Source organism: Caulobacter sp. GW821-FHT09B11 (genome assembly GCF_059418205.1).
Map to the genome: position 1 here is coordinate 26091 of NZ_JBWKPK010000034.1, position 24410 is coordinate 50500.

At 69.5% G+C, this 24410-nt stretch carries 25 protein-coding genes; 17 read left to right on the plus strand and 8 right to left on the minus strand.

Features of this window, described 5'->3' with window-relative positions; genetic code table 11:
• Positions 1-11: 11 nt before the first annotated feature.
• The 5 genes from AC07N1_RS21285 to AC07N1_RS21305 all read left to right on the plus strand — a co-directional run bounded on the left by AC07N1_RS21285 (position 12) and on the right by AC07N1_RS21305 (position 4061).
• Entirely contained in the window at positions 12-926 is a 915-nt protein-coding gene (locus AC07N1_RS21285; RefSeq protein ID WP_494673607.1) for a BPSS1187 family protein, read from the plus strand.
• 65 nt (positions 927-991) lie between these two features.
• Positions 992-1714, plus strand: a complete 723-nt coding sequence (gene phbB / locus AC07N1_RS21290) for an acetoacetyl-CoA reductase (RefSeq protein WP_494673608.1) — start codon at positions 992-994, stop codon at positions 1712-1714.
• A 239-nt stretch (positions 1715-1953) separates the two neighbouring features.
• Positions 1954-2718, plus strand: coding sequence for a DUF4908 domain-containing protein (locus AC07N1_RS21295; protein WP_494673609.1), 765 nt, complete (start codon positions 1954-1956; stop codon positions 2716-2718).
• A gap of 53 nt (positions 2719-2771) precedes the next feature.
• Positions 2772-2855 (plus strand): hypothetical protein, encoded by an 84-nt coding sequence (locus tag AC07N1_RS21300; RefSeq protein WP_101711352.1) that lies wholly within the window; start codon positions 2772-2774, stop codon positions 2853-2855.
• 108 nt (positions 2856-2963) lie between these two features.
• Positions 2964-4061, plus strand: a complete 1098-nt coding sequence (locus tag AC07N1_RS21305; protein ID WP_494673610.1) for a 3-deoxy-7-phosphoheptulonate synthase — start codon at positions 2964-2966, stop codon at positions 4059-4061.
• 138 nt (positions 4062-4199) lie between these two features.
• Here AC07N1_RS21305 and AC07N1_RS21310 read toward each other — a convergent pair whose 3' ends face one another.
• From AC07N1_RS21310 to AC07N1_RS21330, 5 genes are all read right to left on the minus strand, one after another.
• The gene (locus tag AC07N1_RS21310; RefSeq protein WP_494673611.1) at positions 4200-6230 is read right to left on the minus strand and encodes a TonB-dependent receptor plug domain-containing protein; all 2031 of its coding nucleotides are present in this window, start codon (positions 6228-6230) and stop codon (positions 4200-4202) included.
• A 301-nt stretch (positions 6231-6531) separates the two neighbouring features.
• Positions 6532-7962 carry a metalloprotease TldD gene (tldD, locus tag AC07N1_RS21315; RefSeq protein WP_494673612.1) on the minus strand — a complete coding sequence of 477 codons (1431 nt, stop codon included), beginning with the start codon at positions 7960-7962 and terminating at the stop codon, positions 6532-6534.
• 79 nt (positions 7963-8041) lie between these two features.
• Positions 8042-8845, minus strand: a complete 804-nt coding sequence (locus AC07N1_RS21320) for a GIN domain-containing protein (RefSeq protein ID WP_494673613.1) — start codon at positions 8843-8845, stop codon at positions 8042-8044.
• Between the two features lie 9 nt (positions 8846-8854).
• The gene (locus AC07N1_RS21325) at positions 8855-9421 is read right to left on the minus strand and encodes a DUF1700 domain-containing protein (protein ID WP_494673614.1); all 567 of its coding nucleotides are present in this window, start codon (positions 9419-9421) and stop codon (positions 8855-8857) included.
• Positions 9418-9744 (minus strand): PadR family transcriptional regulator, encoded by a 327-nt coding sequence (locus tag AC07N1_RS21330; RefSeq protein WP_110121359.1) that lies wholly within the window; start codon positions 9742-9744, stop codon positions 9418-9420. The genes AC07N1_RS21325 and AC07N1_RS21330 overlap by 4 nt, the downstream gene beginning before the upstream one ends.
• Before the next feature lie 373 nt (positions 9745-10117).
• Here AC07N1_RS21330 and coxB point away from each other — a divergent pair, with 373 nt between their 5' ends.
• The 12 genes from coxB (at position 10118) to AC07N1_RS21390 (ending at position 21978) form a co-directional block, all read left to right on the plus strand.
• Positions 10118-11065: a cytochrome c oxidase subunit II gene (coxB, locus tag AC07N1_RS21335; RefSeq protein WP_494673615.1), complete on the plus strand. Its 948-nt coding sequence runs from the start codon at positions 10118-10120 to the stop codon at positions 11063-11065.
• A gap of 26 nt (positions 11066-11091) precedes the next feature.
• Positions 11092-12753, plus strand: a complete 1662-nt coding sequence (ctaD, locus tag AC07N1_RS21340; protein WP_494673616.1) for a cytochrome c oxidase subunit I — start codon at positions 11092-11094, stop codon at positions 12751-12753.
• A 100-nt stretch (positions 12754-12853) separates the two neighbouring features.
• Positions 12854-13897 carry a heme o synthase gene (gene cyoE / locus AC07N1_RS21345; RefSeq protein ID WP_494673617.1) on the plus strand — a complete coding sequence of 348 codons (1044 nt, stop codon included), beginning with the start codon at positions 12854-12856 and terminating at the stop codon, positions 13895-13897.
• A 47-nt stretch (positions 13898-13944) separates the two neighbouring features.
• Positions 13945-14061, plus strand: coding sequence for a cytochrome c oxidase system small membrane protein (locus AC07N1_RS21350; protein WP_494673634.1), 117 nt, complete (start codon positions 13945-13947; stop codon positions 14059-14061).
• The gene (locus AC07N1_RS21355; protein WP_494673618.1) at positions 14042-14692 is read left to right on the plus strand and encodes a cytochrome c oxidase assembly protein; all 651 of its coding nucleotides are present in this window, start codon (positions 14042-14044) and stop codon (positions 14690-14692) included. Before AC07N1_RS21350 ends, AC07N1_RS21355 begins: the two co-directional genes overlap by 20 nt.
• Positions 14693-14770: 78 nt before the next feature.
• Complete coding sequence (locus tag AC07N1_RS21360; RefSeq protein WP_494673619.1) at positions 14771-15646, plus strand: cytochrome c oxidase subunit 3; 876 nt, start codon at positions 14771-14773, stop codon at positions 15644-15646.
• A gap of 76 nt (positions 15647-15722) precedes the next feature.
• A complete protein-coding gene (locus AC07N1_RS21365) occupies positions 15723-16085 on the plus strand; it encodes a DUF983 domain-containing protein (RefSeq protein ID WP_494673620.1) in 363 nt (120 codons plus the stop codon).
• On the plus strand, positions 16078-16779 hold the full coding sequence (locus AC07N1_RS21370) for an SURF1 family protein (protein ID WP_494673621.1): 702 nt from the start codon (positions 16078-16080) through the stop codon (positions 16777-16779). Before AC07N1_RS21365 ends, AC07N1_RS21370 begins: the two co-directional genes overlap by 8 nt.
• Positions 16779-18176 (plus strand): threonine synthase, encoded by a 1398-nt coding sequence (gene thrC / locus AC07N1_RS21375; RefSeq protein ID WP_494673622.1) that lies wholly within the window; start codon positions 16779-16781, stop codon positions 18174-18176. The genes AC07N1_RS21370 and thrC overlap by 1 nt, the downstream gene beginning before the upstream one ends.
• 186 nt (positions 18177-18362) lie before the next feature.
• The gene (locus tag AC07N1_RS21380) at positions 18363-19637 is read left to right on the plus strand and encodes a M16 family metallopeptidase (protein ID WP_494673623.1); all 1275 of its coding nucleotides are present in this window, start codon (positions 18363-18365) and stop codon (positions 19635-19637) included.
• A gap of 37 nt (positions 19638-19674) precedes the next feature.
• Complete coding sequence (locus AC07N1_RS21385; protein WP_494673624.1) at positions 19675-20253, plus strand: GNAT family N-acetyltransferase; 579 nt, start codon at positions 19675-19677, stop codon at positions 20251-20253.
• A gap of 57 nt (positions 20254-20310) precedes the next feature.
• Complete coding sequence (locus tag AC07N1_RS21390; RefSeq protein WP_494673625.1) at positions 20311-21978, plus strand: putative bifunctional diguanylate cyclase/phosphodiesterase; 1668 nt, start codon at positions 20311-20313, stop codon at positions 21976-21978.
• A 273-nt stretch (positions 21979-22251) separates the two neighbouring features.
• On the opposite strand, the gene AC07N1_RS21395 is transcribed toward AC07N1_RS21390, so the two are convergent.
• The 3 genes from AC07N1_RS21395 to AC07N1_RS21405 form a co-directional block, all read right to left on the minus strand.
• Positions 22252-23079 carry an SDR family oxidoreductase gene (locus AC07N1_RS21395; protein WP_494673626.1) on the minus strand — a complete coding sequence of 276 codons (828 nt, stop codon included), beginning with the start codon at positions 23077-23079 and terminating at the stop codon, positions 22252-22254.
• A 103-nt stretch (positions 23080-23182) separates the two neighbouring features.
• The gene (locus AC07N1_RS21400; RefSeq protein WP_494673627.1) at positions 23183-23815 is read right to left on the minus strand and encodes a LysE family translocator; all 633 of its coding nucleotides are present in this window, start codon (positions 23813-23815) and stop codon (positions 23183-23185) included.
• Positions 23816-23909: 94 nt separating this feature from the next.
• Complete coding sequence (locus AC07N1_RS21405; RefSeq protein WP_110121124.1) at positions 23910-24356, minus strand: biopolymer transporter ExbD; 447 nt, start codon at positions 24354-24356, stop codon at positions 23910-23912.
• Positions 24357-24410 lie beyond the last annotated feature (54 nt).

Genomic DNA, 24410 nt, shown 5'->3' on the forward strand with positions numbered 1-24410 from the left:
CCGCCGCGATCATGACCCCGCGTCGTGAGGGGGCGCCGATCGGCGCCCTCATCGCCGCCGTCCTGGTTTCCGCCGCCCTCGCCTCGACGGGGCGGGCGGCGGAGGTCCGGACCTGGAGCCTGAAGTCCTCGGCGATCGATCCGTCGATCACCGCCTTCGACGAGCCCAACCTCGTGCTGGCGCCGGACAAGGTCGCGCCGGGAACGCCGCTGGTGATCTTCCTGCCCGGGACCAGCGGCCGGCCCGAAGGCGCGGCCGAACTGCTGAAGGTCGTCGCCGCCCAGGGCTACCCGACCATCGGCCTGCAGTACGCCAACATCCCGGCGGTGGTGCAGGTCTGCCCGCGCGATCCCGATGCCGCCTGCTCGTCGGACTTCCGCCGCATGCGCATCCGCGGCGACGGACCTTCGCGCGCCGTGAGCAACAGCCGCGCGGCCTCGATCGAGGGGCGGCTGGCGGCCCTGCTGGCCCGGCTCGACAGGGATCATCCCGGCCAGGGCTGGGGTGGCTATCTGAAGGACGGCGCGCCCGACTGGAGCCGCATCGTCGTCAGCGGCCTCTCGCAGGGCGCGGGCATGGCCGCCTGGATCGCCCGCGAGACGCCCGTGGCGCGGGTGGTGCTGTTCTCCAGTCCGTGGGACTTCACCATGCCCGGCCGCAGGCTGGCGCCGTGGATCGACGGGCCGGGCGCGACCCCGCCCGAGCGCTGGTACGCCGCCTACAACAGCCGCGAAAACACCGCCGACCTGCTGGCGGAGAGCTATCGCCGGCTGGGCATAAAGACAACTCATGTGAGAATCTTTCGTGAAGCTCTACCCGAGGGCTTCAAAGGCGACGGTCCGAACCCCTATCATCCGATCGGGATCCGTGATCCCCGCTATGCCGACGATTGGCGTTTCCTTTACGGAACCCCGCAGGCACAGTGACGCCTCCTGCACGACCCATCCCCCATCGTGGCCGCGCGCGGCCCGGATCGAGAGAGGAACGTTGAATGGCTAGAGTTGCGTTCGTGACCGGCGGCACCCGGGGCATCGGCCGGGCGATCTGCGAGCGGCTGGTCGCCGACGGCCTGAAGGTGGCGGCGGGTTATTCCGGCAACGAGGCGGCGGCCGAGGCCTGCGCCAAGGAGCTGGGCGTGATGGTGGTCAAGGGCAATGTCGGCTCGTTCGAGGACTGCCAGGCCGCCGTGGCCAAGGTCACCGCCGAGCTCGGCCCCGTCGACGTGCTGGTCAACAACGCCGGCATCACCCGCGACGGCTTCCTGCACAAGATGACCTACGAGCAGTGGTCGGAAGTGATCCGGGTCAACATGGACTCGGCCTTCAACATGACCCGCCCGGTGATCGAGGGCATGCGCGAGCGCGGCTGGGGCCGGATCGTCAACATCAGCTCGATCAACGGCCAGAAGGGTCAGGTCGGCCAGACCAACTATTCGGCCGCCAAGGCCGGCCTGATCGGCTTCACCAAGGCCCTGGCGCTCGAGAACGCCAAGAAGGGCGTGACCGTCAACGTCATCTGCCCGGGCTATATCGACACCGAGATGGTGGCCGCCGTCCCCGAGACGGTGCTGGCCGGCATCATCGGCGCCATCCCCGTCGGCCGCCTGGGCAAGGGCGAGGAGATCGCCGACATGGTGTCGTTCCTGGCCGGCGAGCGGGCCGGCTTCGTCACCGGCGCCACCCTGTCGCTGAACGGCGGCCAATACCTCGCCTGAGACGTCGGCCGCCCGAGGGGCGGCCGGTTTACGGCTTGTGGCTTGACCGCACGGTCCCGGTCGGCGTCTGTAGGCGCCGGTCGGGATCTTCAGGGGGCGCGTGGCGACGGCCGGGCGCCAGGGAAGCGTTGCAGAAAAGTCGCATGGCGGCGCTTGCCAGGAAGCGGCGCCTCCACGTCCAAGAATCGCCCCAGTCGGGGACCATCACCGTCGCCATGATACGACCGACGGTGGAAACGATGGGGCCGAGAGGCTGCGCGGCCGCGCTGGCGCTCACCCTGATCGGGACGGGCCTCTGCGCTTCGACCGCCGCCGCCCAGTCCAAGCACAGCCTGCGCGACGCCCTGTTCGGCGACCGCGCCACGGCCGAGGCCCGCAAGCCGCCGCCACCGCCGGTGGCGCGCTACGTCTCGGAAAGCGGCGGGGCCTTCGTGTTCGACCGCGCCGCCTCGGTGCCGCTGCTGAAGTTCGAGAACAGCTCCGAGGTCTGGGTGCTGTCGCCCCACGCCGGCCCGCGCGGCGACGTGATCTACAAGAACGAGATGGGCGACCCGGTGCTGCGCGCCACCAAGCTGGGCGGCATGACCCTGTTCACGCCCGACCGCCCGGCCGGCGCCGCCGCGGCCCTGATGGGCCGGGCCCAGACCATCCAGCCGCCGGCCGTCATCGCGCCCAACGCCCTGTTCCAGCGCATGCTGCAGGCGGCCGACCGCGCCAGCCGCGCCGCCCGCCACCGGGTGGCCTTCGAGACCGTGCAGGACGTGCGGCCCGAGACCTCGGTGCTGGTGGCCGAATGCGCCAACGTCACGGCCGAGGCCTTCGAGCGCATGGCCCGCAACGGCGACCGCAACCTGCTGAACCGCATCGCCCGGGTGCTGCTGGCCGAGGGTCGCAAGCCCGGCGCGACGATCAAGGACGACGCCCTGATCATCACCTACGCCTCGGGCAAGGGCCTGGCCGGCCGCCCGTCGTCGGAGCGGATCATCAAGGTGGTGGACCAGTAGGCCGCGAACCTAGGGCGTGGACTCCTGGAAAACTTGCCTCTAGGGTGACGCCCATGATCCTCGCCGCCAGCCAACAGCTGTTTTGGTACTTTAGCTATCCGACGCCTCTGGCGCCGGGAGGGGATCGTTTGGCCTGAAATCAGAGCCGCAAACGCCTTTCACCAGCCGCCAGGGGTCTCCCGGGCGGCTTTTTTAATGGCCGCCGGACCTCGCGAAATTCTTCTCGATCTTCCAGGAACCGCGCCATGCCTTCATCGACCGCCGCCGCTCTCGTCTCGCTGCCCGTCCCCACCGACGACCTGCGCATTTCACGTCTTCAGACCCTCAGCCCGCCCGCCCAGGTGATCGGCGAGGCGCCGGCCTCCTCGTCGACGGCCGAGGTCGTCGGCGACGCCCGCCGCGCGGTGCACGAGGTGCTGCACGGCCGCGACGACCGCCTGGTGGTGGTGATCGGCCCCTGCTCGATCCACGATCCCAAGGCCGCCCTCGACTACGCCCAGCGCCTGGCGGCCGAGCGCGAGCGGCACGCCGGCGAGCTGGAAGTGATCATGCGGGTCTATTTCGAGAAGCCGCGCACGACGGTCGGCTGGAAGGGCCTGATCAACGACCCCGATCTCGACGGCGGCTTCCGGATCAACGAGGGCCTGCGGCTGGCGCGGCGGGTGCTGCTGGACGTCTGCGCCCAGGGCCTGCCGGCCGCTTGCGAATTCCTGGACGTCACCACCCCGCAGTACATCGCCGACCTGGTGGCCTGGGGCGCGATCGGGGCCCGCACCACCGAAAGCCAGATCCACCGCGAAATGGCGTCAGGCCTGTCGTGCCCGGTCGGCTTCAAGAACGGCACCAACGGCGACGTCAAGGTGGCCATCGACGCGGTGACCGCCGCGGCCCAGCCGCACCATTTCCTGGCCGTGACCAAGGAGGGCCGCGCGGCCATCGCCACCACCACGGGCAATGCTGACAGCCACGTGGTGCTGCGCGGCGGCAAGACGCCCAACTACGACGCCGCCAGCGTCGAGGCGGTGGCCCAGGCCCTGACCAAGGCCGGCCTGCCGCCCCGGATCATGGTCGACGTCAGCCACGCCAACAGCGGCAAGAACCACGAGAACCAGCCGGCCGTCGTCGCCGACATCTGCGCCCAGGTGGCGACCGGCGCCTCGCCGGTGATGGGCGTGATGATCGAGAGCAACCTCGTCGCCGGCCGCCAGGACATCGTTGCGGGCCAGCCGCTGACCTACGGCCAGTCGGTCACCGACGCCTGCGTCGACTGGGACACGTCGGTGCGCCTGCTGGACGACCTGGCCGCCGCGGTGCGCGCCGGGCGGGCGGCCAAGGGGCGCTGAGGCGCTCGCGTCGAAGAAAAAGGACCCCGGCCTTGATCGCCGGGGTCCTTCGAAGTGGCCGCTTCTGCATCCGCCTGGGTTGGGGACCGAGAGGCGCGGGCGGCGGCCTTGTGACTTGGGCCTGTTGAAGCCCCGCGCTCAGCCCCAGGTCTGGCGCAGGCGGAAATAGATGAACGGGTCGAAGTCGAGCTGGCGGTCCTCGGCCCGCACGAAGGCCCCCGGCGCGCGCACCCGGCCGCCGAACACCTCGCGCTGGCGGTTGAGGCCGCGGCCGGTCAGGTTCTGGGCCTCGACCCGCAGCGACAGGCCCTTGCGCGGCTTGACCTCGGCATAGGCCTGCAGCCACGGCTCGATCTCGAAGCGGCTGATCTCGTTGAAGGCGTAGGCCGTTTCCGAGAAGCCCGAGAGCAGCTCGACGCCCCATTGCAGGTTCCGCTTCGGCAGGTCCTGCGAGAAGCGCAGCTCGCCCTCGAACGGCGACTGGTCGCTGATGCGGCGGGTCTGGCGGGTGATCGGATCGACCACCTCCGACCGCGTCCAGGTTCCCTTGCCGCGCAGCAGGCCGCCGGCGACGAAGCGCTCCAGCGGCAGGTTCAGCGACAGCTCCAGCGCGTCGCTGGTCGCATCGCCGATGTTGCCGGGGGCGTCGTAGGCGTTTCCGGCGGTGTCGAGCACCACGATCCGGTCGGTGACGTCGCTGATCTCCTTGTGGCGGGCGGTCAGCACCACGGCGCCGTCCTTGCCGAACTTGCGCTCCCACGCCGCCTCGATCACCCAGGCGCGCTCGGGCACCAGGTCGGCGCCGCCGGCGGTGTCGCGGCCGGTGGAAAAGGCGGTCGAGGAGACGAAGTCGCCGAAATCCAGCTGGCCGACCTCGCGCTCGATCCGGGCGCGGAACTGGTCGTGGCCGCTGGGCGACCAGGTCGCCGACACCCGGGGCTTGGGATAGGTGAGCGACTTCTCCAGATTGGTGTCGCCGGTCTGGGAGATGGTCGAGCGCTCGACGCGGACGGCCCCTTCCAGGGTCAGGTCGGCGCGGGCGCGCCAGGTGGCTTGGCCGAACACCTCGCCGCGGGTCTCCTCGACCCGGACGTTGGCGGCCGGCAGGGTCTGGGGCGCGCCGTTGACCAGATAGCCGATCTGGCTTTCGAGGAAATTGAACGCCGCCTCGCCGCCGGCCTCGAACGACAGGGTCGGGCTGGCGCCATGGCGCAGCACCCCGCGCGCGATGGTCTCGCCGCTGTCGCGGGCCGAGGTGAAGACCCCCGACTCGGCGGCTTCGGTGAAGCGGCTGGCGTAGTCGACGTGCTTGCGGCGCACGAGGCCGGTCAGCTCGATGCGGGACTTGGGCGTCAGCGCCCGTTCCCAGCCGAGGCCGACCTCGCCCTCCTCGCGGTCGTCGGCGTCGATCACCTTCAGGCGGTCGGCGACGCCGGGGACGATGTCCTCCAGGCTCCAGTCGTAGATCTCGCGCTCGTAGACGGTGTTGACCGACAGCCGGCCGCCCAGCAGGGGGCGCTTGAGATTGGCCTTGGCGGTCAGGCCGTCGCCGCCGGCGGTCTCGTCCAGCCAGGCGCGGCTGGTCGAGCCGTCGGCCCGGCGCACGACCTTGGGGCCCTCGCCGGCGCCGTTGTCGACATAGCGGTAGCTGAGAAGCGACCAGTCGAAGGCGTTGACGCCGTACTGGCGCGAGCCTTCGAAGCGCATGGCGGGGGTGGTGCGGCCGTCCTGCTGGAACGAGCTGGCGACGGCCAGCAGGGTCGAGCCCTTGGCGTCGGCGCGCAGCACCACGTTGGCCACCACGGTCTTGCCCTGCATGTCGACGCCCGGCGCGCCGCCGACGATGATCTCGACGCGGTCGACCTGGCCGGCCTGGATGCGGCGCAGGGCGTCTTCCAGGGACTCGCTCTTGGTGGCGGGCCGCTGGCCGTCGATCAGCACGTTGCCGGCCGCGCCGCCGAAGCCGCGCACGCTGTCGCCGCCGTCGAAGGTGAAGCCGGGCACCCGCACGACCATGTCGTAGGCCGACAGCGGCTGGCGCTCGGCGAAGAAAGCGGCGGGATAGCGGGTGACGCCCTCGGTCGCCACGGCGACGGCGGCGGGCTGGGCGGCGGCCGCGGCCTCCGGCGAGACGGCCGTGAGGGCCGCGAAGATCGATCCGAACTGCATCTCTTTTCGTCCCCGGCCCCCGCCAGTCGCGCCGCGCAAACTGGGCCGGAGAGGGGTGGGAAGAAAAGTTACAAGCTTGAAATATGGATTAAAAACGGACAGGAATGGACCTTTCCGTCCAAGTTTCACCCTTCTCCCCTTGCGGGAGAAGGTGGCGGCGAAGCCGACGGATGAGGGGTCTCTCAGACTTCGAAGGCAGCGCCCGGTCGTTCGGCTGACGCGGCTGACAGGGTTTTCGACCCCTCACCCGACCTCCCTCCGGGAGGCCACCCTCTCCCGCAGGGGGAGAGGGAGAAAGGGTCTAGATATTCGTGCCGCCGACCGTCAGGCCGGTGATCTTCAGGCTGGGCTGGCCCACGCCCACGGGCACGCCCTGGCCGGCCTTGCCGCAGACGCCGATGCCGGGATCGAAGTCGAAGTCGTTGCCGATCATGGTCACTCGGGTCAGGGCGCTGGGGCCGTCGCCGATCAGGGTGGCGCCCTTGACCGGGGCGGTGATCTTGCCGTCCTCGACCAGATAGGCCTCGGTGCACTGGAAGACGAACTTGCCGTTGGTGATGTCGACCTGGCCGCCGCCGAAATTGGCGCAGTAGAGGCCCTTCTTCATCGAGGCGATCATCTCGGCCGGGTCGTGGTCGCCCGCCAGCATGCCGGTGTTGGTCATGCGCGGCATCGGCATGTGGGCGTAGGACTGGCGGCGGCCGTTGCCGGTGGCCTGCATGCCCATCAGCCGGGCCGACATGCGGTCGTGCATGTAGCCCACCAGAATCCCGTCCTCGATCAGGATGGTGCGCTCGGTCGGGGTGCCCTCGTCGTCGATGGTCAGCGAGCCGCGGCGGCCGGGGATCGAGCCGTCGTCGAAGACGGTGACGCCCTTGGCGGCCACCCGCTCGCCGATGCGGCCCGAGAAGGCGCTGATGCCCTTGCGGTTGAAGTCGCCTTCCAGGCCGTGGCCGACGGCCTCGTGCAGCAGCACGCCGTTCCAGCCGGGGCCGAGCACCACGTCCATCTCGCCGGCCGGGCAGGCGACGGCGTCGAGGTTCACGAGCGCCTGGCGCAGGGCCTCGTCGACCTGGCCCTGCCACTTGTCGGGGCTGATCCAGGCGGAGAAGCCGGCGCGGCCGCCGGCCCCGGAGGTGCCGGCCTCGCGCTTGCCGTCCTTCTCGACCGTGACCTGGACGTTGAGGCGCACCAGCGGGCGCACGTCGCGGATCAGCTTGCCGTCGGCGCGCAGGATCTCGACCACGCGGCGCTCGCCGGCCAGGCTGGCCATCACCTGCACCACGCGCGGGTCGCGCCGGCGGGCGAAGGCGTCGATCTCCTGGAGCAGGCTGACCTTGTCGGAGAAGACGGGCGAGGAGACCGGGTCGTCCTCGCCGTAGAGCTTTTCGTTGGTCGAGCGCGGGCCCTCGGCCGAGATCCCGGCGTGGCCGCGCTTGGCGAGGCTGGCCGAGGCCGCGGCCCGGCCGATGGCGGCTTCGGAGATCTCCGAGGCGTGGGCGTAGCCGGCCGTCTCGCCGGCCACCACGCGCAGGCCGAAGCCTTCGCCCGAGTCATAGGAGGCGGTCTTCAGCCGGCCGTCGTCGAAGACGAAGGCCTCGCTCTCGGACCGCTCGAGGAAGAGCTCGCCGTCGTCGGCTCCGGCCAGGGCCTCGCCCAGGATGGCGCGGGCGCGTTGCGGGTCGACGCCGGCGGCGTCCAGCAGGGAAGGGGCGGAGAGGGGAGCGGTCATAGGGATAAGTTAGGCGCTCGAAGGCTCCGCGTCATCTCCCTCCGCCCCGCGATCCTGTCGCAGGGCGGAGGGAAAGGGGTCACCAGTCCTCGTTGACCTCGCCCGAGCCGGCGATCGACTTGGACAGGCGGGCCGGGCGTTCGGTCAGGGTGACATCGCCGCTGCCGGCGATGCTGACGTCGGCCTCGCCCGTCGGACCCAGCTTGGCCTCGCCGCTGCCGGCGATCTCGACCTTGGCGTCGGCGACGGTCAGGGCGCTGAGTTCAGCCTCGCCGGACCCTGCGATGTGCAGGTCGACGGCCTTGGTCTTGCCCGAGGCGTAGACCTCGCCGCTGCCGTTCAGCGCCAAGGCCAGGCTCGGCTGGTCGTAGGACTGGATGTCCAGGTCGCCCGAGCCGTTGAGCACGAAGCTCTTCACCGACGGGGCCGAGACGCGGATGATCAGGTCGTCGGCGTGGGCCAGCAGCCGCACGCCGTCGCCGGTGATCGTGAAGCCGCGGCCGTTGCCGTCGCCGTCGAGGTGCAGGCGGTCGCCCGACAGCACCACCCGGCGGACCAGGCCTTGCGGGCCTTCGACGGTGACGCCGGCCTTGTCGCTCTGGGTGAAGATCACCCGGGCGGGCAGGTCGATGCGCAGGGCCTCGCCGCCGGTCCAGGCGATCTGGCGGGTGGTGTTGGGACCGTGGTCCTCGATCGTCACTTCGCCGTTGCGGCGGACGGTGACCTTGCCGTCCTCGTCCTCGATGTTGAAGTGGACGTTGGCGGGGATGGTCCAGCCGCCTTGCTGGATCATCTGGCGGCCGCCGATGGCGAAGGCGGTTCCAAGGCACGCCACGGCCAGGACGAAGCTGGCGACGGCGATGATGGTCAGGTTGCGGATCATGGCGCGACCTCAGGCTTGCGGTTCGATGGCCGGCTTCAGCAGCCGGTAGTGGAGGCGGCCGTACCAGACCAGCACGTTGACCAGGCCGACCGTGACCAGGCCGGTGACGGCGGTCAGGGCGGTGGCCGCGGCCATCAGGCCGATGCCGCCCAGGATGGCGACGGCGGGGCCGCCCGGCGGGTCGAAGAACGGGCCGGCCGAGAACACGAAGCCCCCGGCGACGAAGATGCCGACCCCGGCCATGAAGAAGCCGAACAGCGCCCCGATCACGCCCATCAGGATGGGCAGCAGGATCAGGATGTCGATCGCCCCCAGGCCCAGCACCGCGAACACGGCGCCGGCGGCGGCCGACGGGTTCTTGGTCTCTTCCCAGCGCTTGAGGCCGGCCTCGGCGCGCAGCTCGCGGGCCAGGCGGTCGGGATCGCCCAGGGCGGCGGCCGTCTCGGCCTCGGTGCGGCCGGCGGCGACGGCGTCGTCGAAGTGGGCGTCGTAGTCGGCGACCGCGTCGGCGATGCTGGTGGCCGGCAGGCCGGCCAGGCCCCGCTTGAGGCGGCTGATGAATTCGGCGCGGGTCATGCGGCGGCTCCCAGGATGTCGTCCACGGCCTTGGTGAAGGCGGCCCATTCGGCCTTCTGGGCGGCGAAGCTGTCGCGGCCGGCGGTGGTCAGGCGGTAGTATTTGCGGGGCGGACCGCTGGTCGACTCGACCAGGTAGGTCTCGACCAGTCCGTCGGACTGCAGGCGTCTCATCAGCGGGTAGATGGTCCCCTCTCCCATGTCGATGTCGTGGGCCAGCTGGCTGGCGATCTCGTAGGCGTAGCTGTCGGCTTTCGACAGCAGGGCCAGCACGCACAGCGCCAGCACGCCTTTCTTCAATTGTGTTTCGATGGCTTCAGGCACGGCTCTCGTTTCCTGTTGGTAGGACCCTTGTACCGACAGGTAGTGTGTGATGCAAGGTAGCTGTTATTACAAGTTATCAATGTTCGAGGATCGACGTGATTCGCCCCGTGGTCGTGTGGAGGGTTTGGCGAAGTTATTGAGAATGCTTCGCAACTGACGCGATTCCCCTGCGCCAGGTGTGGTTTCGGGTGCTTGGCAACAGGGATTGATGCGCGTATGCACGCCTGCGACCGATCGGCGCCATGGGGAGAGCTCCGACTTGTTGCAAAGTCGATTGCTTGAACCCTGGTATCCGGTCGTATTGTGCAAGTCGGCGCGGCGGGAGACGGAGTGTCACCCCGTTAGAACGCCGCCGAAACGGGCCGAGAGGGAAATGAAGCAATTCCAGGGGATGCGGCGGAAGTGGGCTGGCCTTTGCGCCGCCGCCGCCACGATGGCGTTCGCGGGGCAAGCCTTCGCCGAAGATCTATTGGGTCAGCCGACGCCTGGGGGGATCGCCCTCCAGCCCGCCGCGTCGGTGCTGAAGCATGATGCGATCTGGTTCCACGACTGGATCCTGCTGCCGATCATCACGGCCATCACCCTGCTGGTCCTGGGCCTGATCCTCTGGATCGCCGTGCGCTACAACGCCAAGGCCAACCCGGTTCCCGCGAAGTTCAGCCACAACACCACGATCGAGATCATCTGGACGCTGGTGCCCGTGCTGATCCTGATGATCATCGCGATCTTCTCGTTCAAGCTGCTCTTCCGCTACAACGACATGCCCAAGCCCTACATGACCGTGAAGGCCACGGGCTATCAGTGGTACTGGGGCTACGAGTACCCCGACCAGAAGATCCCCGAGATCATCTCCAACGTGCTCACCGAGGAGCAGGTGGCCGCCAAGGGCCTGCCGCACAGCCTGTACCGGCTGGCCGCCAGCGAGGCGATGGTGGTGCCGGTCAACCAGGTGGTCCGCGTGCAGGTCACCGGCGCCGACGTGATCCACGCCTTCGCCCTGCCGGCCTTCGGCCTGAAGATCGACGCCATCCCGGGCCGCCTGAACGAGACCTGGTTCAAGGCCGAGAAGGTGGGCACCTATTACGGCCAGTGCTCGGAGCTCTGCGGCATCGACCACGCCTTCATGCCGATCGAGATCAAGGTCGTCAGCCAGGCCGAGTTCGACGCCTGGGTGAAGGCCAAGGCTCCGGCCGCGGCCCCCGCCGCCGCGCCTGCCGCGACCCCGGCGGCCACGCCCGCCGCCGCCGCCCCCGCTGCTGCTCCGGCCGCTGCTCCCGCTTCCGCTCCGGCCGCGGCGCCCGCCGCCGCGCCGGCGGCCTAAGACCCCGATTGCAGGATATCAGTCCGATGGCTCACGCCGCTGACATCGATCATCACGACGACCACGGGGCCGACGAAAAGCCGCCCTTCTTCGCTCGCTGGTTCTTCTCGACCAACCACAAGGACATCGGCACCCTCTACATCCTGTTCGCCATCATGGCCGGGATCGTGGGCGGCGCCCTGTCGGGCCTGATCCGCTGGGAGCTGATGCACCCGGGCATCCAGGTCTTCACCGACAACGGCCTGCTGGCCCAGCTGGGCGTGTTCAAGGGCAAGCACGGCTACAACGCCGTGGTCACCGCCCACGCCCTGATCATGATCTTCTTCATGGTCATGCCCGCCATGATCGGCGGCTTCGGCAACTGGTTCGTTCCGATCATGATCGGCGCGCCGGACATGGCCTTCCCGCGGATGAACAACATCTCGTTCTGGCTGCTGGTCGCCGCCTGGGTGCTGCTCTGCACCTCGATGTTCGTCGACGGCGGTCCGGGCCACGGCTTCGGCGGCGGCTGGACGATCTATCCGCCGCTGTCGACCACCGGCCACACCGGTCCGGCCATGGATCTCGCGATCCTGTCGCTCCACCTGGCCGGCGCTTCGTCGATCCTCGGCGCGATCAACTTCATCACCACGATCTTCAACATGCGCGCGCCGGGCATGACCCTGCACCGCATGCCGCTGTTCGCCTGGTCGGTGCTGATCACCGCCTTCCTGCTGCTGCTGTCGCTGCCCGTCCTGGCCGGCGCCATCACCATGCTGCTGACCGACCGCAACTTCGGCACCCACTTCTTCGACCCGGCCGCCGGCGGCGACCCGGTGATGTTCCAGCACCTGTTCTGGTTCTTCGGTCACCCGGAAGTGTACATCCTGATCCTGCCCGGGTTCGGCATCATCAGCCACATCGTCTCGACCTTCTCCAAGAAGCCGGTCTTCGGCTACCTCGCCATGGCCTACGCCATGGTCGCCATCGGCTTCGTCGGCTTCATCGTGTGGGCCCACCACATGTACACGGTCGGCATGAGCATCAACTTGCGCGCCTATTTCGTGGCCGCGACGATGATCATCGCCGTCCCGACCGGCGTGAAGATCTTCTCGTGGATCGCCACGATGTGGGGCGGTTCGATCAGCTTCAAGACGCCCATGCTGTGGGCGATCGGCTTCATCTTCCTGTTCACGGTCGGCGGCGTCACCGGCGTCGTGCTGTCGAACGCCGGCATCGACTACAGCCTGCACGACACCTACTACGTGGTGGCCCACTTCCACTACGTGCTCAGCCTGGGCGCCGTGTTCGCCATCTTCGCCGGCTTCTACTACTGGTTCGAGAAGATGTGGGGCGTGAAGTACAACGAGTTCCTCGGCGCTCTGCACTTCTGGATCATGTTCGTGGGCGTGAACCTGGTGTTCTTCCCGCAGCACTTCCTGGGCCTGGACGGCATGCCCCGCCGCTATGTCGACTACCCGGACGCGTTCGCGAAGTGGAACTACGTCTCGTCGGTCGGCTACATGATCACCGTGGCGGGCGTCGCCGTCTTCCTGGTGGTCCTGCTCGAGGCCGCCATCCGTCGCCGCAAGGCCGAGGCCAACCCGTGGGGCGAAGGCGCCACCACGCTGGAATGGACCCTGTCCTCGCCGCCGCCGTTCCACCAGTTCAGCGAGCCGCCGGTCATCAAGGCCGACGATCACCACTGATCTCTGGTAAGATAGCGATATAAGCGGGGGCGCGGATCGGACGGCAGTCCGGTTCGCGCCCTTCGCCCATCCAGACCCAAGTTTCGCAAGACCCGTACCCATGGCCAAGCCCGCCGCTTTCCCGTCCGACGCAGCCGCGAGCGATCCCGTTCGCGCCGCGCGCTGGCAGGACTATTTCCAGCTGATGAAGCCGCGCGTGATGTCGCTGGTGGTGTTCACGGGCCTGACCGGCCTGGTCGCCGCCCGCACCCACATCCACCCGCTGCTGGGCGCGGTGGCGGTGTTGTGCATCGCCGTCGGGGCCGGGGCCTCGGGCGCGCTGAACATGTGGTACGACGCCGACATCGACGCCAAGATGCGCCGCACCCGCGGCCGCCCTGTGCCGGCCGGCCTGGTCGAGGGCTCCGAAGCCGCGGCCCTGGGCGTGGTGCTGTCCCTGCTGTCGGTCATGCTGCTGGGCATGGCCATCAACTGGCTGGCGGCGGGCCTCTTGGCCTTCACCATCGTCTTCTACGCCGTGGTCTACACCATGTGGCTGAAGCGCTGGACGGCCCAGAACATCGTCATCGGGGGCCTCGCCGGCGCGCTGCCGCCGGCGATCGGCTGGGCGGCGGCCACGGGCTCGGCGCCTCTGAACGCCTGGCTGATGGTGCTGATCATCTTCCTGTGGACCCCGCCGCACTTCTGGGCGCTGTCGCTCTATATCAGCACCGACTACGCCAAGGCCGGCGTGCCGATGCTGCCGGTGGTCAAGGGCGCCAAGGCCACGCGCCGGCAGATCCTGATCTACAGCCTGATCTTCATCCCCGTCTGCCTGGCTCCGGCCTTCACCGGCCTGGGCGGTCCGCTGTACCTGGCCGTTTCGGGCCTGGGCGGCCTCGTGTTCCTGATCCTGGCCTGGCGGGTGTTCCGCAGCGACGCCGGCGACGCGGCCGACCCGCGCACCGCCGACCGCGCCCTCTACGAGGTAGAGGCCGCGCCCGCGCCCGAGCCTGCCGTCGAAGGCAAGCGCCCGCCGCCGGTGGGCGGGGCCAAGGACGCCCGCAACCTGTTCGCCTTCTCGATCCTCTATCTCTTCGCCCTGTTCGCCGCCCTGCTGGCCGAGGCCATGATCGGCGTGAAGGCTCTGGAGCTCATCTCTTGACCGACCCGAAGAAGACCCTCGCCGTCCAGCCCGACAAGGCCGACGCCCTGCGGGCCCGCAACGGCCGCAACATCGCGCTCGCCGTGGGCCTGGTCGCCTTCGTCGTGCTGGTGTTCGTGGTCACCCTGGTGAGGCTGGGCGCCAATGTCGGAAACCGGTTCTGATCCCACGCCGGGCGGGGCCGGCGCCGACAAGACCACGCTGCAGGCCCGCCGCAACAAGCGCGTGGCGCTGATCTGCGCCGTCGCCTTCGTGGGCATGGTCGGCGCGGCCTATGCGGCGGTGCCGCTATACAAGCTGTTCTGCCAGGCCACCGGCTTCGACGGCACGGTGCGCCGGGCCGAAGCCGCCCCGACCAAGGTGCTCGACCGCACCGTCCAGATCCGCTTCGACGCCAACGTGCGCAGCCTGCCCTGGACCTTCACCACCGAGCAGGTCAGCCAGGACATCAAGCTGGGCGCTTCGGGGCTGGCGTTCTTCAAGGTCACCAACACCAGCGACAAGCCCCAGACCGGCCGGGCGATCTACAACGTGGTGCCCGAGCAGGCCGGCCCGTACTTCCAGAAGATCGAGTGCTTCTGCTTCTCGAACCAGACGATTCAGCCCGGCCAGACGGTCGAATTCCCGGTCGTCTACTTCGTCGATCCGCGCTTCGCCGAGGATCCGGAGACCAAGGGCAAGTCAGAGATCACCCTGTCCTACACCTTCTTCCCGGCCGTCGAAGGCCAGGAAGGCAAGACAGGCGTGCCTCGCATCGTCGAGCCTCTTGGCGGAACAGCGTCCGGCAGACTATAGCTTTCGGCAAGGGAGAGGCGCGGGCCGGGGGGACCCAAGCGACGCGCCATCAATAAGATTAAAGAGGGTTCGCGACACATGGCCCACGGCGCCGTCAAACACGACTACCACATCCTGCCGCCCAGCCCGTGGCCGTTCGTCGGCTCGGCGGCCGCCACGGTCATGGCCATCGGCCTGATCGCCTGGATCAAGGGCGGGGTGTTCGGCATCGAGAAGGGCCAGTGGTGGCTGTTCGCGACCGGCCTGGCCGGCGTGCTCTACACGATGTTCGGCTGGTGGCGCGACGTCATCAAGGAAGCCAACGCCGGCGACCACACCCCGGTCGTCTCGATCGGCCTGCGCTACGGCATGGTGCTGTTCATCGCCTCGGAAGTGATGTTCTTCGTGGCGTGGTTCTGGATCTTCTTCGAGATGGCCCTGTTCCACGGCCACCGCACCCTGTCGGGCATCGAGGAAGTGCGCACCGCCTGGGCCAGCTGGCCGCCGGCCGGCGTCGAGACCGTCTCGCCCTGGCACCTGCCGCTGGTCAACACCCTGACCCTGCTTCTCTCGGGCACGACCATCACCTGGTCGCACCACGCCCTGCAGCAAGGCGACCGCAAGGGCGCCCAGTGGGGCCTGATCCTGACCATCCTGCTCGGCGCGCTGTTCACGACCATCCAGGTCTACGAATACGCCCACATCAACCACGAGAAGCTGTTCTACAGCGAAGCCGCCGCCAATTCGGGCCTCTACGGTTCGACCTTCTTCCTGGCCACCGGCTTCCACGGCTTCCACGTCTTCGTGGGCACGCTGTTCCTGATCGTCTGCCTGATCCGCCTGATGAACGGCGCCTTCACGCCCAAGCAGCACTTCGGCTTCGAAGCGGCCGCCTGGTACTGGCACTTCGTCGACGTGGTCTGGCTGTTCCTGTTCGCCTTCATCTACGTGATCTTCGGCGCCTCGACGCACTAAGGTCGCAGAGTTCCGAAAGGCCCGGAGCGCCGACCGCGCTCCGGGCCTTTTTCGTTTTAGCGCTTTGGGGATCGCCATGCCCAAGACCAACCCCTACGCCGCCGGCGCCGCCGGGCGATGCCCCGTCTGCGGCGAGGGCTTCCTGTTCGAGGGCTTCCTCAAGATCGCGCCGCGCTGCGAGGCCTGCGGCTACGACCTTTCCAAGCACGAGACCGGCGATGGCGCGTCGACCTTCGTCATCCTGATCGCCGGGTTCCTGTGCGCGTTCGGGGCGCTGTTCTCGATGTTCGCCTGGAACTGGCCGGTGTGGCTGCTGCTGGTGGTCTGGCTGCCGCTGACGGGCCTGGCGTGTCTCTTCATGATGCGGCCGGCCAAGGGCCTGATGGTCGCCGCCCAGATCGCCAACAAGGCTTCGGAAGCGGGGCGCGACGATGTCTGAGACGCCCGTCAAGAAGCCCGGCTTCCCGATCGGCCTGACGATCGCCACCCTGATCGCCTTCGCCATCCTGTGCGGCCTGGGGACCTGGCAGGTGAAGCGCCTGGCCTGGAAAGAAGACCTGCTGGCGCGGATCGAGAAGCTTAAGACCGCCCCGGCCATTCCGCTGGCCCTGGCCCTGGCCCGCGCCGACAAGGGGCAGGACGTCACCTGGACGCGTGTCGCGACCGACTGCGGATCGCCGTCCCCCTCCAAGGTCGCGGGCGGCGACCTGTCGATGATCTACGGCGTGCGCGAGGGCCAGATCGTCTGGCGCGGCCAGGCCGTCTGCTGGGTGGAACTCGGCAAGACCGACGTCATCCGCCTGGATCTGGGCGTGGTCGATGCGCTGACCGGCCAGCCGGCCCCGCCGGACCGCCTGTTCACGGCGCCGGGGCGGGTCACCGGGGTCCTGATCGACGAGCGCCACCTGGGCAAGCGCACCTCCCGCGAGCCATCGATCATCATCCGGGACGGAATGTCGTCCTATCTGCTGATGGTCGAGACCGCCACGCCGGCCGTTCCCGGCGTCACGCCCGCGCCCTTGCCGGCAGAAATTTCCAACCGGCACCTGGAATACGCGCTTACGTGGTTTGGTCTTGCCGTCACCCTGCTCTTTATCTATGCCGCCATGCTCTGGCGGAGGATGAGGCCCTGATGCGTTACGTCTCGACCCGGGGCGAGTCCCCCTCGATCGGTTTCCTGGACGCGGTGCTGGCCGGCCTGGCCCCCGACGGCGGGCTGTACGTGCCCGAGACCTGGCCGACCTTCACGCCTGAAGAGATCGCCGCCTTCGCCGGCAAGACCTACGCCCAGGTCGCGGCCGCCGTGCTCGGCCGGTTCGTCGGCGACGACATCCCGGCCGACGACCTGCAGACCATGTGCGACGAGGCCTATGCCAGCTTCACCCACGCGGCCGTGACGCCGCTTAAGCAGCTGGCCGCCAACCGCTACCTGCTGGAGCTGTTCCACGGCCCGACCCTGGCCTTCAAGGACGTGGCGATGCAGCTCCTGGGGCGGCTCTACGACTACGTGCTGTCGCGCCAGTCGCGGACCATGACCATCATCTGCGCCACCTCGGGCGACACCGGCGGCGCGGCCGTCGAGGCCTTCCGCGGCCGCAGCAACGCCCGCATCGTCGCGCTCTTCCCCGAGGGCCGGATCAGCGAGGTCCAGCGCCGGTTCATGACCACGGCGGCCGACGCCAACGTCTCGTGCGTGTCGGTGCAGGGCTCGTTCGACGACTGCCAGGCCATCGTCAAGCAGGCCTTCCAGGACGACCAGTTCCGCCACGCGGTGGACCTGTCGGGCGTCAACTCGATCAACTGGGCGCGGATCGCGGCCCAGAGCGTCTATTACTTCACCGCCGCCGTCAGCCTGGGCGCGCCGGCCCGCGAAGTGGCCTTCGTCGTGCCGACGGGGAATTTCGGCGACGCCTACGCCGCCTTCGTCGCCAAGCAGCTGGGCCTGCCGATCGCCAAGGTCGTGGCCGCCACCAACAGCAACGACATTCTCGCGCGCGCCTTCGAGGACGGCCGCTACGCCCGCGGGGCCGTGGCCGCCACCCAGAGCCCGGCCATGGACATCCAGGTCGCCTCCAACTTCGAGCGCCTCTATTTCGAGGCCGTGCGCCGTGACGGCATCGAGACCGGCCGAGCCTTCCGCGGTTTCGCCACCACCGGCGTGCTCGACATCCCGCCCAGCGCCCATGCGATGATGCGCGAGCTGTTCGTCGGGGCTTCGGTCAGCGAGGCCGACACCGCCAAGACCATGCTGGCCACGCTGAACGAGACCGGCGAGGTCGTCGATCCGCACACCGCCGTGGGCCTGGCCGCCGCCGCCCGCCTGCGCTTCGAAGACCCCACGACCCCGGTCGTGGTGCTGTCGACGGCCCATCCGGCCAAGTTCCCCGAGGCCGTGCTGGCCGCCACCGGCGTCGTCCAGGGCGTGCCGCGCGGCGCGCCGGACCTGTCGACCAAGCCCGAACGCTTCGACCGCCTGCCGGCGGAAGCGGCGGCCGTGAAGGCCCACGTGCGGGCGTTCGCGGGGAAGTGACTTGAGAGAACCTCCCCCCGTGGGGGAGGCGATCGCGCGAGCGATCGGTGGGGGGGAGCGGGCGATTGACCGCTTCGCAAAGCGGAAGCTGAAAACGTCCCCCCTCCGGCCTTCGGCCGCCTCCCCCACAGGGGGAGGTTCCCGGATCTGTGGCTTTCGCGCGCTTAGGCGTCTACACGGAGGGAAATGACCCTTCCGACCCTCCACACCCTGAAGAATGGCGTCCGCGTCGTCTGCGATCCGATGCCGGGGCTCGAGACCCTGGCCCTGAGCGTCGTCGCCGGGCGCGGGGCGGCCTATGAGGATCCGGCGCGGTCGGGCTGGTCGCACCTGCTCGAGCACATGGTGTTCAAGGGCGCGGGCGGACGCAGCGCGCGCGACATCGTCGAGGTGGTCGAGGCCCAGGGCGGCCAGATCAACGCCGCCACCGGCTATGAGCGCACCAGCTTCCAGATCCGCGCGCTCAAAGGCGGTCTGCCGCTGGGCGTCGAGGTCATCGCCGACCTCGTGCGGCGCCCGACGCTCGACGCCGGGGATCTCGCCCGCGAGAAGCAGGTCGTGGCCCAGGAGATCGCCGAGGCCGCCGACGCGCCCGACGACTACGTCTTCGACCTGCTGCAGAAGGGCGCCTGGGGCGACCATCCGGTCGGCCGGCCGATCCTGGGCACGGTCGACACCGTCGAGGCCGCGACGCCCGAGGCTCTGTCGGACTGGCGCTCCAGCCTCTACGCCGCCGACCGGCTGGTGGTCAGCGCCACCGGCGCGGTCGAGGAGGCCGAGCTGCTGGACCTGGCGCAGAAGGCCTTCGGCGACCTGCCGGCCACGCCGGGCGCGCCGGTGCCCGATCCCGCCCCCTTCGTCGGCGGCGCCTTCGCCGAGACCCGCAAGCTGGAGCAGGCGCATCTCGTCTTGATGCTGCCGGCCGCCGGTTCGCGCGACGACGACTATTTCGCCCTGCGCGTCTTCGCCGAGGCCCTGGGCGGGGGCATGTCGTCGCGGCTGTTCCAGGAGGCCCGCGAGAAGCGCGGTCTGGCCTACAATATCGACGCCTATGCCGACACCTATGCAGACATAGGGGCGCTCGGCATCTACGCCGGCTGCGCGGCCAAGGACGCAGGCCAGACCGCCCAGGTCTGCGCCGAGCAGCTGCTGGCCCTGGTCGAGCGCATCGACGAGGCCGAGCTGGCCCGCTGCAAGGCCCAGCTGAAGGCGCACATGTTCATGGCCCGCGAGCAGCCCCTGGCCCGCGCCGAGCAGGCCGCCGGCCAGGCCCTGACCTTCGACCGGCTGTTCTCGCCCGCCGAGCTGGCGGCCGGGGTCGAGGCCGTCGGCGCCGCCGACATAGCGCGCCTGGGCCGGCGGATGCTGGCGCCCGGCAAGGCCGCCACGGCGGTCCTGGGCGCCAAGGGCGCGCTGGGCGCGGGGGAAATCTTCCGGCGGACGTTGTTCGGCGGACAATAAGCCGCAATTGTGCGGCCCTATCGTTCGAGACCCGTCCTTGTCCGCCATTCTCCGTCTTCTCCGCATCGACCCGGGCCCGCGCATCGAGGGCGAGCGGGTCTATCTGCGCCTGCCGCGCCTGGCCGATCACAAGCCGTGGGCGGAGCTGCGCGGCGGCTCGCGCGCCTTCCTGACGCCGTGGGAGCCGACCTGGCCGGCCGACGACCTGACGCGGGCCGCCTTCCGCCAGCGCCTGGCCGCCTACGCGCGCGAACTCGAGCTGGGAGAAGCCTTTCCGTTCTTCGTGTTCCGCAAGTCCGACGACGCCATCGTCGGCGGCGTGCGGCTGTTCAACATCCGCCGGGGCGTGGCCCAGACCGGGGTGGTCGGCTACTGGGCCGGCGAGGCGCATGCCGGGCAGGGCTATACGAGCGAGGCCGTGCGGGCGGTGATCGACTTCGCCTTCGGCCCGCTGGGTCTTCACCGGCTGGAGGCGGCCTGCATGCCGCATAACGCGCGCTCGGCCGACCTGCTCACGAGATGCGGGTTTTCCGAGGAAGGATATGCGCGCGCTTATCTTAAAATTAACGGCGAGTGGCGAGATCATCGTCTGTTCGGGTTGATTGCTCCGTCGTGAGTTCGCTCGGATCGCACGCCGTCCATCCATGGGGGATCGGGCGGCGCGGGAACGGGCATGTCTTTCAAGGTAGCCGAGCGTAGGATCTGGGACGCGACGACCACGCTGGAAGCGTTGGGCGCCGCTGAGGTCGCGCTGTGGCACTGGGACCCCGAGACCGACCGGCTGCGCATCAACGGCGCGGCCCGGGCCCTGGGCCTGTCGCCCCTGGCCCCCGAATGCGCCTCGGCCGCCTTCCGCGCCCTGGCCCTGCCGCAGGACCGCGCCCAGGCCGACGAACTGCTGCGGGTGCGCGAGGCCGGCTCCGAGATCGTCGTGCGCATGCGCATGCGCGGCGGCGAGACCTGCATCTGGCGCGGCGTCTGGCTGGAAGAGGGCCTGCGCGCCGCCGGCGTCATCGCCCCGGAAGTGAAATTCGCCGCCTCGGGCAAGGACGACCTCACCGGGCTCCTCGACCGTCGCAGCTTCATCGCCCGCGCCCGCGAGCGCCTGACCCATACCGGCGTGCACGAGCTGGTGGTCGCCGACCTCGACCGCCTGCGCCGCCTGAACGAGGCCCTGGGCCACGAGCGCGCCGACCTCGTGCTGGCCGCTCTCGGCTCGCGCCTGGCCGCCGCCTTCCCCGAGGGCTCGATCCTGGGCCGCATCGGCGAGGACGAGTTCGCCGTGCTGTGCGAGCCGCACGGCTACGAGCCGGCCGACCTGCTGCGCTCGGCGCTGGAACAGCCGCTGCGCATCGCCGGCTTCGACATCCACCCGACCCTGACCATCGGCGCCGTCTCGGCCGAGGGCGGCGAGGACGCGCCGGAGGCCGCCGAGCTGGTCCGCCGGGCCGAGCTGGCCGTCGAGGCCGCCGCCGCCAACGGGCGCGGCTCGGCCGCCGCCTACGGCCGCTCGATGGAGACCGACGGCCTGTCGCGCCTGGCGCTGGAAGCCGACCTGCGCGGCGCCATCGGCCGCGGCGAGATCATTCCCTATTTCCAGCCGGTCGTGCGCCTGTCGACCGGCGCCCTGTCGGGCTTTGAGGCCCTGGCGCGCTGGATTCACCCGCGCCGCGGCCTGCTGCCGCCCGACGAATTCCTGCCGCTGATCGAAGAGATGGGCCTGATGGCCGAGCTCGGCGAGCACATGATGCGCAGCGCCGGCAAGCAGCTGGCCGCCTGGCGTCATACCCACCCGGCCGTCGGCGCCCTGACCGTCAGCGTCAACCTGTCGACCGGCGAGATCGACCGTCCGGGCCTGGTGCACGACGTGGCCCAGGTGCTGCGCGACAACGGCCTGCCGCGCGGCGCGCTGAAGCTGGAAGTCACCGAAAGCGACATCATGCGCGACCCCGAGCGGGCCGCGGTGATCCTGCGCAGCCTGCGCGAGGCGGGGGCTGGCCTGGCGCTGGACGATTTCGGCACCGGCTTCTCGTCGCTGTCGTACCTGACGCGCCTGCCGTTCGACACGCTGAAGATCGACCGCTACTTCGTGCGGACCATGGGCGGCAACGCCGGCTCGGCCAAGATCGTCCGGTCGGTGGTCAAGCTGGGCCAGGATCTCGACCTGGAAGTCGTCGCCGAGGGCGTCGAGAACGCCGAGATGGCCCACGCGCTGCAGAAGCTGGGCTGCGACTACGGCCAGGGCTTCGGCTACGCGCCGGCCCTGTCGCCGCAGGAGGCCGAGGTCTATCTCAACGAGGCCTATGTCGACGGCGCCGCGCCGGTGAAGGCGCGGGGGTGAGGGTTAGGCTTCCAGCTTCCTGGTCCCACTAGCCTCCCGGCCCCACTAGCCTCCCGGCCCCACTAACTTCCGGCCCCACTAACTTCCGGCCCCACTAACTTCCCGATCCCACTAACTTCCGTCATTCCCGCCCTTGTGGCGGGAACCCCTCTGTCAGCCGCAAGGGCAGGAGGGGCGGCGTGCTCGGCACGCCGCTCGCATCTCACGTGTCAGCGGAACCAGGGTTTCCCGCCACAAGGGCGGGAATGACGGGAGTAGGGGAGGGTCGGACCCTCACCCCTTCGCCAGATCCCCATAGAGCCACGCGGCCGTCACGCCGCCGTCCATCAGGATGTCGCTGCCGGTGATGAAGCCGCCGTCGGGGCCCATCAGGAGGGCGCCGACGGCTCCGACCTCGTCGGGCGTTCCGGCGCGCCTGGCGGCCGATCCCTCGATCATCCGGCGATAGCCTTCGCCGCGCGGGCCGGAAAGCTCGTCGCGGGCCAGGGGCGTCATGACGATGCCGGGGCTGATGGCGTTGATCCGCGCCCCGCGCGAGCCCCAGCGCACGGCCTGGGAGGCCACGCGCAGGGCGTTGCCGCGCTTGGAGAGCTGGTAGGCCCTCAGCGGGTCCGTGACCTGGTCGGGGGCCAGGAAGGGCAGGGCCAGCAGCGCTTCGGTCGGGGTCGTGGCCAGGGCGTGGTTCTGCTCGACGCTGAGCGGCGGCAGGCGGTGGCCCGACTGCGAGGCGATGACGACGCCCGAGCCGCCGGGGGCGATCACCTCGCCGAACAGGTCGAGCACCAGGGCCGTGCCGTAGAGGTCGACCTTGAGGATGACGCTCGGCGGCGCCTGGCTGGGCGAGACGCCGGCGGCGTGGATCAGGCCGGTGACGGCGCCCAGGGCCGCAGCGGTGGCGACCAGGGCCTGCACGCTTTCCCGCGAGGCGACGTCGACCGCGGCGACGTGGGTCTCGTAGCCGGCGTCGGCCAGCACCTCGGCGGCGGCCTGGGCGTTCTCCAGCCGCAGGTCGGCCAGCAGCACGCGCTTGCCGACGCCCACGCGCCGGGCGATCGCCTGGCCGATCTGGCCGGCCCCGATGACCACGATGACGTCGCTCATGAGCCTCTCCTTTGTTCAGGAGGCCCAGATAGCGCCCTTCAGGCGGCGGGATTAGCCGCGGGCTCGTCCATGGCCTGCTGAGCCCGCCTCAGCAGTCTGGAGGCTATCGCCGCGCCTCGGTGGCCATGCGCACGGCCAGGCCCCCCAGCACGCTGGCCATCAGCCAGCGCTGGACGAGGGCGAAGCTGGGGCGGGTCGCCAGGAAGGTCGCGATCGAGCCGGCGGCCAGGCAGATCAGGCCGTTGATCGTCAGGCTAACGGCGATCTGGGTCCCGCCCAGCAGCAGCGACTGGCTGAGCACCGCCCCGTGCTTCGGGTCGATGAACTGCGGCAGCAGCGATAGATAGAGCATCGCCGCCTTGGGATTGAGCAGGTTGGTCAGGAAGCCCATGGCCATCAGCTTCAGGGGCGGGTCCTTGGGCAGTTCGCGCACCTGGAACGGCGACTGTCCGCCCGGCTTGATCGCCTGCCAGGCCAGCCAACCCAGATAGAGCGCCCCGCCGAACCGCAGGACGTCGTAGGCGATCGGGGCGGCCATCAGCAGGGCGGTGATGCCCAGCGCCGCGCAGACCAGATAGACGATGAAGCCCGCCGCCGTGCCGACCAGCGACACGATCCCGGCCCAGCGGCCCTGGCAGATCGAGCGGCTGACCAGATAGAGCATGTTCGGCCCCGGGGTCAGGGCCATGCCTAAGCACACCAGGGCGAAGGCGATCCAGGTCTTGGCGTCGGGCATCGGGAGAGGCTCCGGAAAACGGGCAAGAAAAAGGGGCCGGAGGCTTTCGCCGCCGGCCCCTTGATACTTTCGACTGTCGCCGAAGACGTCCTGCTTAGTGGATGTCTTCGTTGATCAGGCCGACCTTGTACCAGCCAGCGGTCTGCAGCTGGTTCAGCACGCCCATGAAGTCGGCGTACATGACGTCGGCGTCGGCGCGGATCATCACGCGCTGGTCGTCCTTCGGGCCAGCCTGGCCGTTCGAGGTGAACTTGGCGTCCAGGTCGAACTGCAGGTTGTCGAGGCTGGTTTGCTTGTCCGCGATGAACAGAGCGCCCGACTTCTGGATCGAGATGAACACCGGCTCCTTCGGCTTCACGCCGGGAGGCGGCGGCGAAGCGGGGGGGAGGTCGATCTTGATCGAGGTCACGGCCATCGGCACGGCGACCATGAAGATGATGAGCAGAACGAGCAGAATGTCGACGAAGGGCGTGACGTTGATTTCTGAATTCTGGTTCAGCGAGTAGCGACCGCCGCCGCCGCCAGCAAGTTTAGCCGCCATAGCCTGACTGTCTCCCGGGGACCGCCCCCAGGCGGTCCAGAAATTGTTAGATGC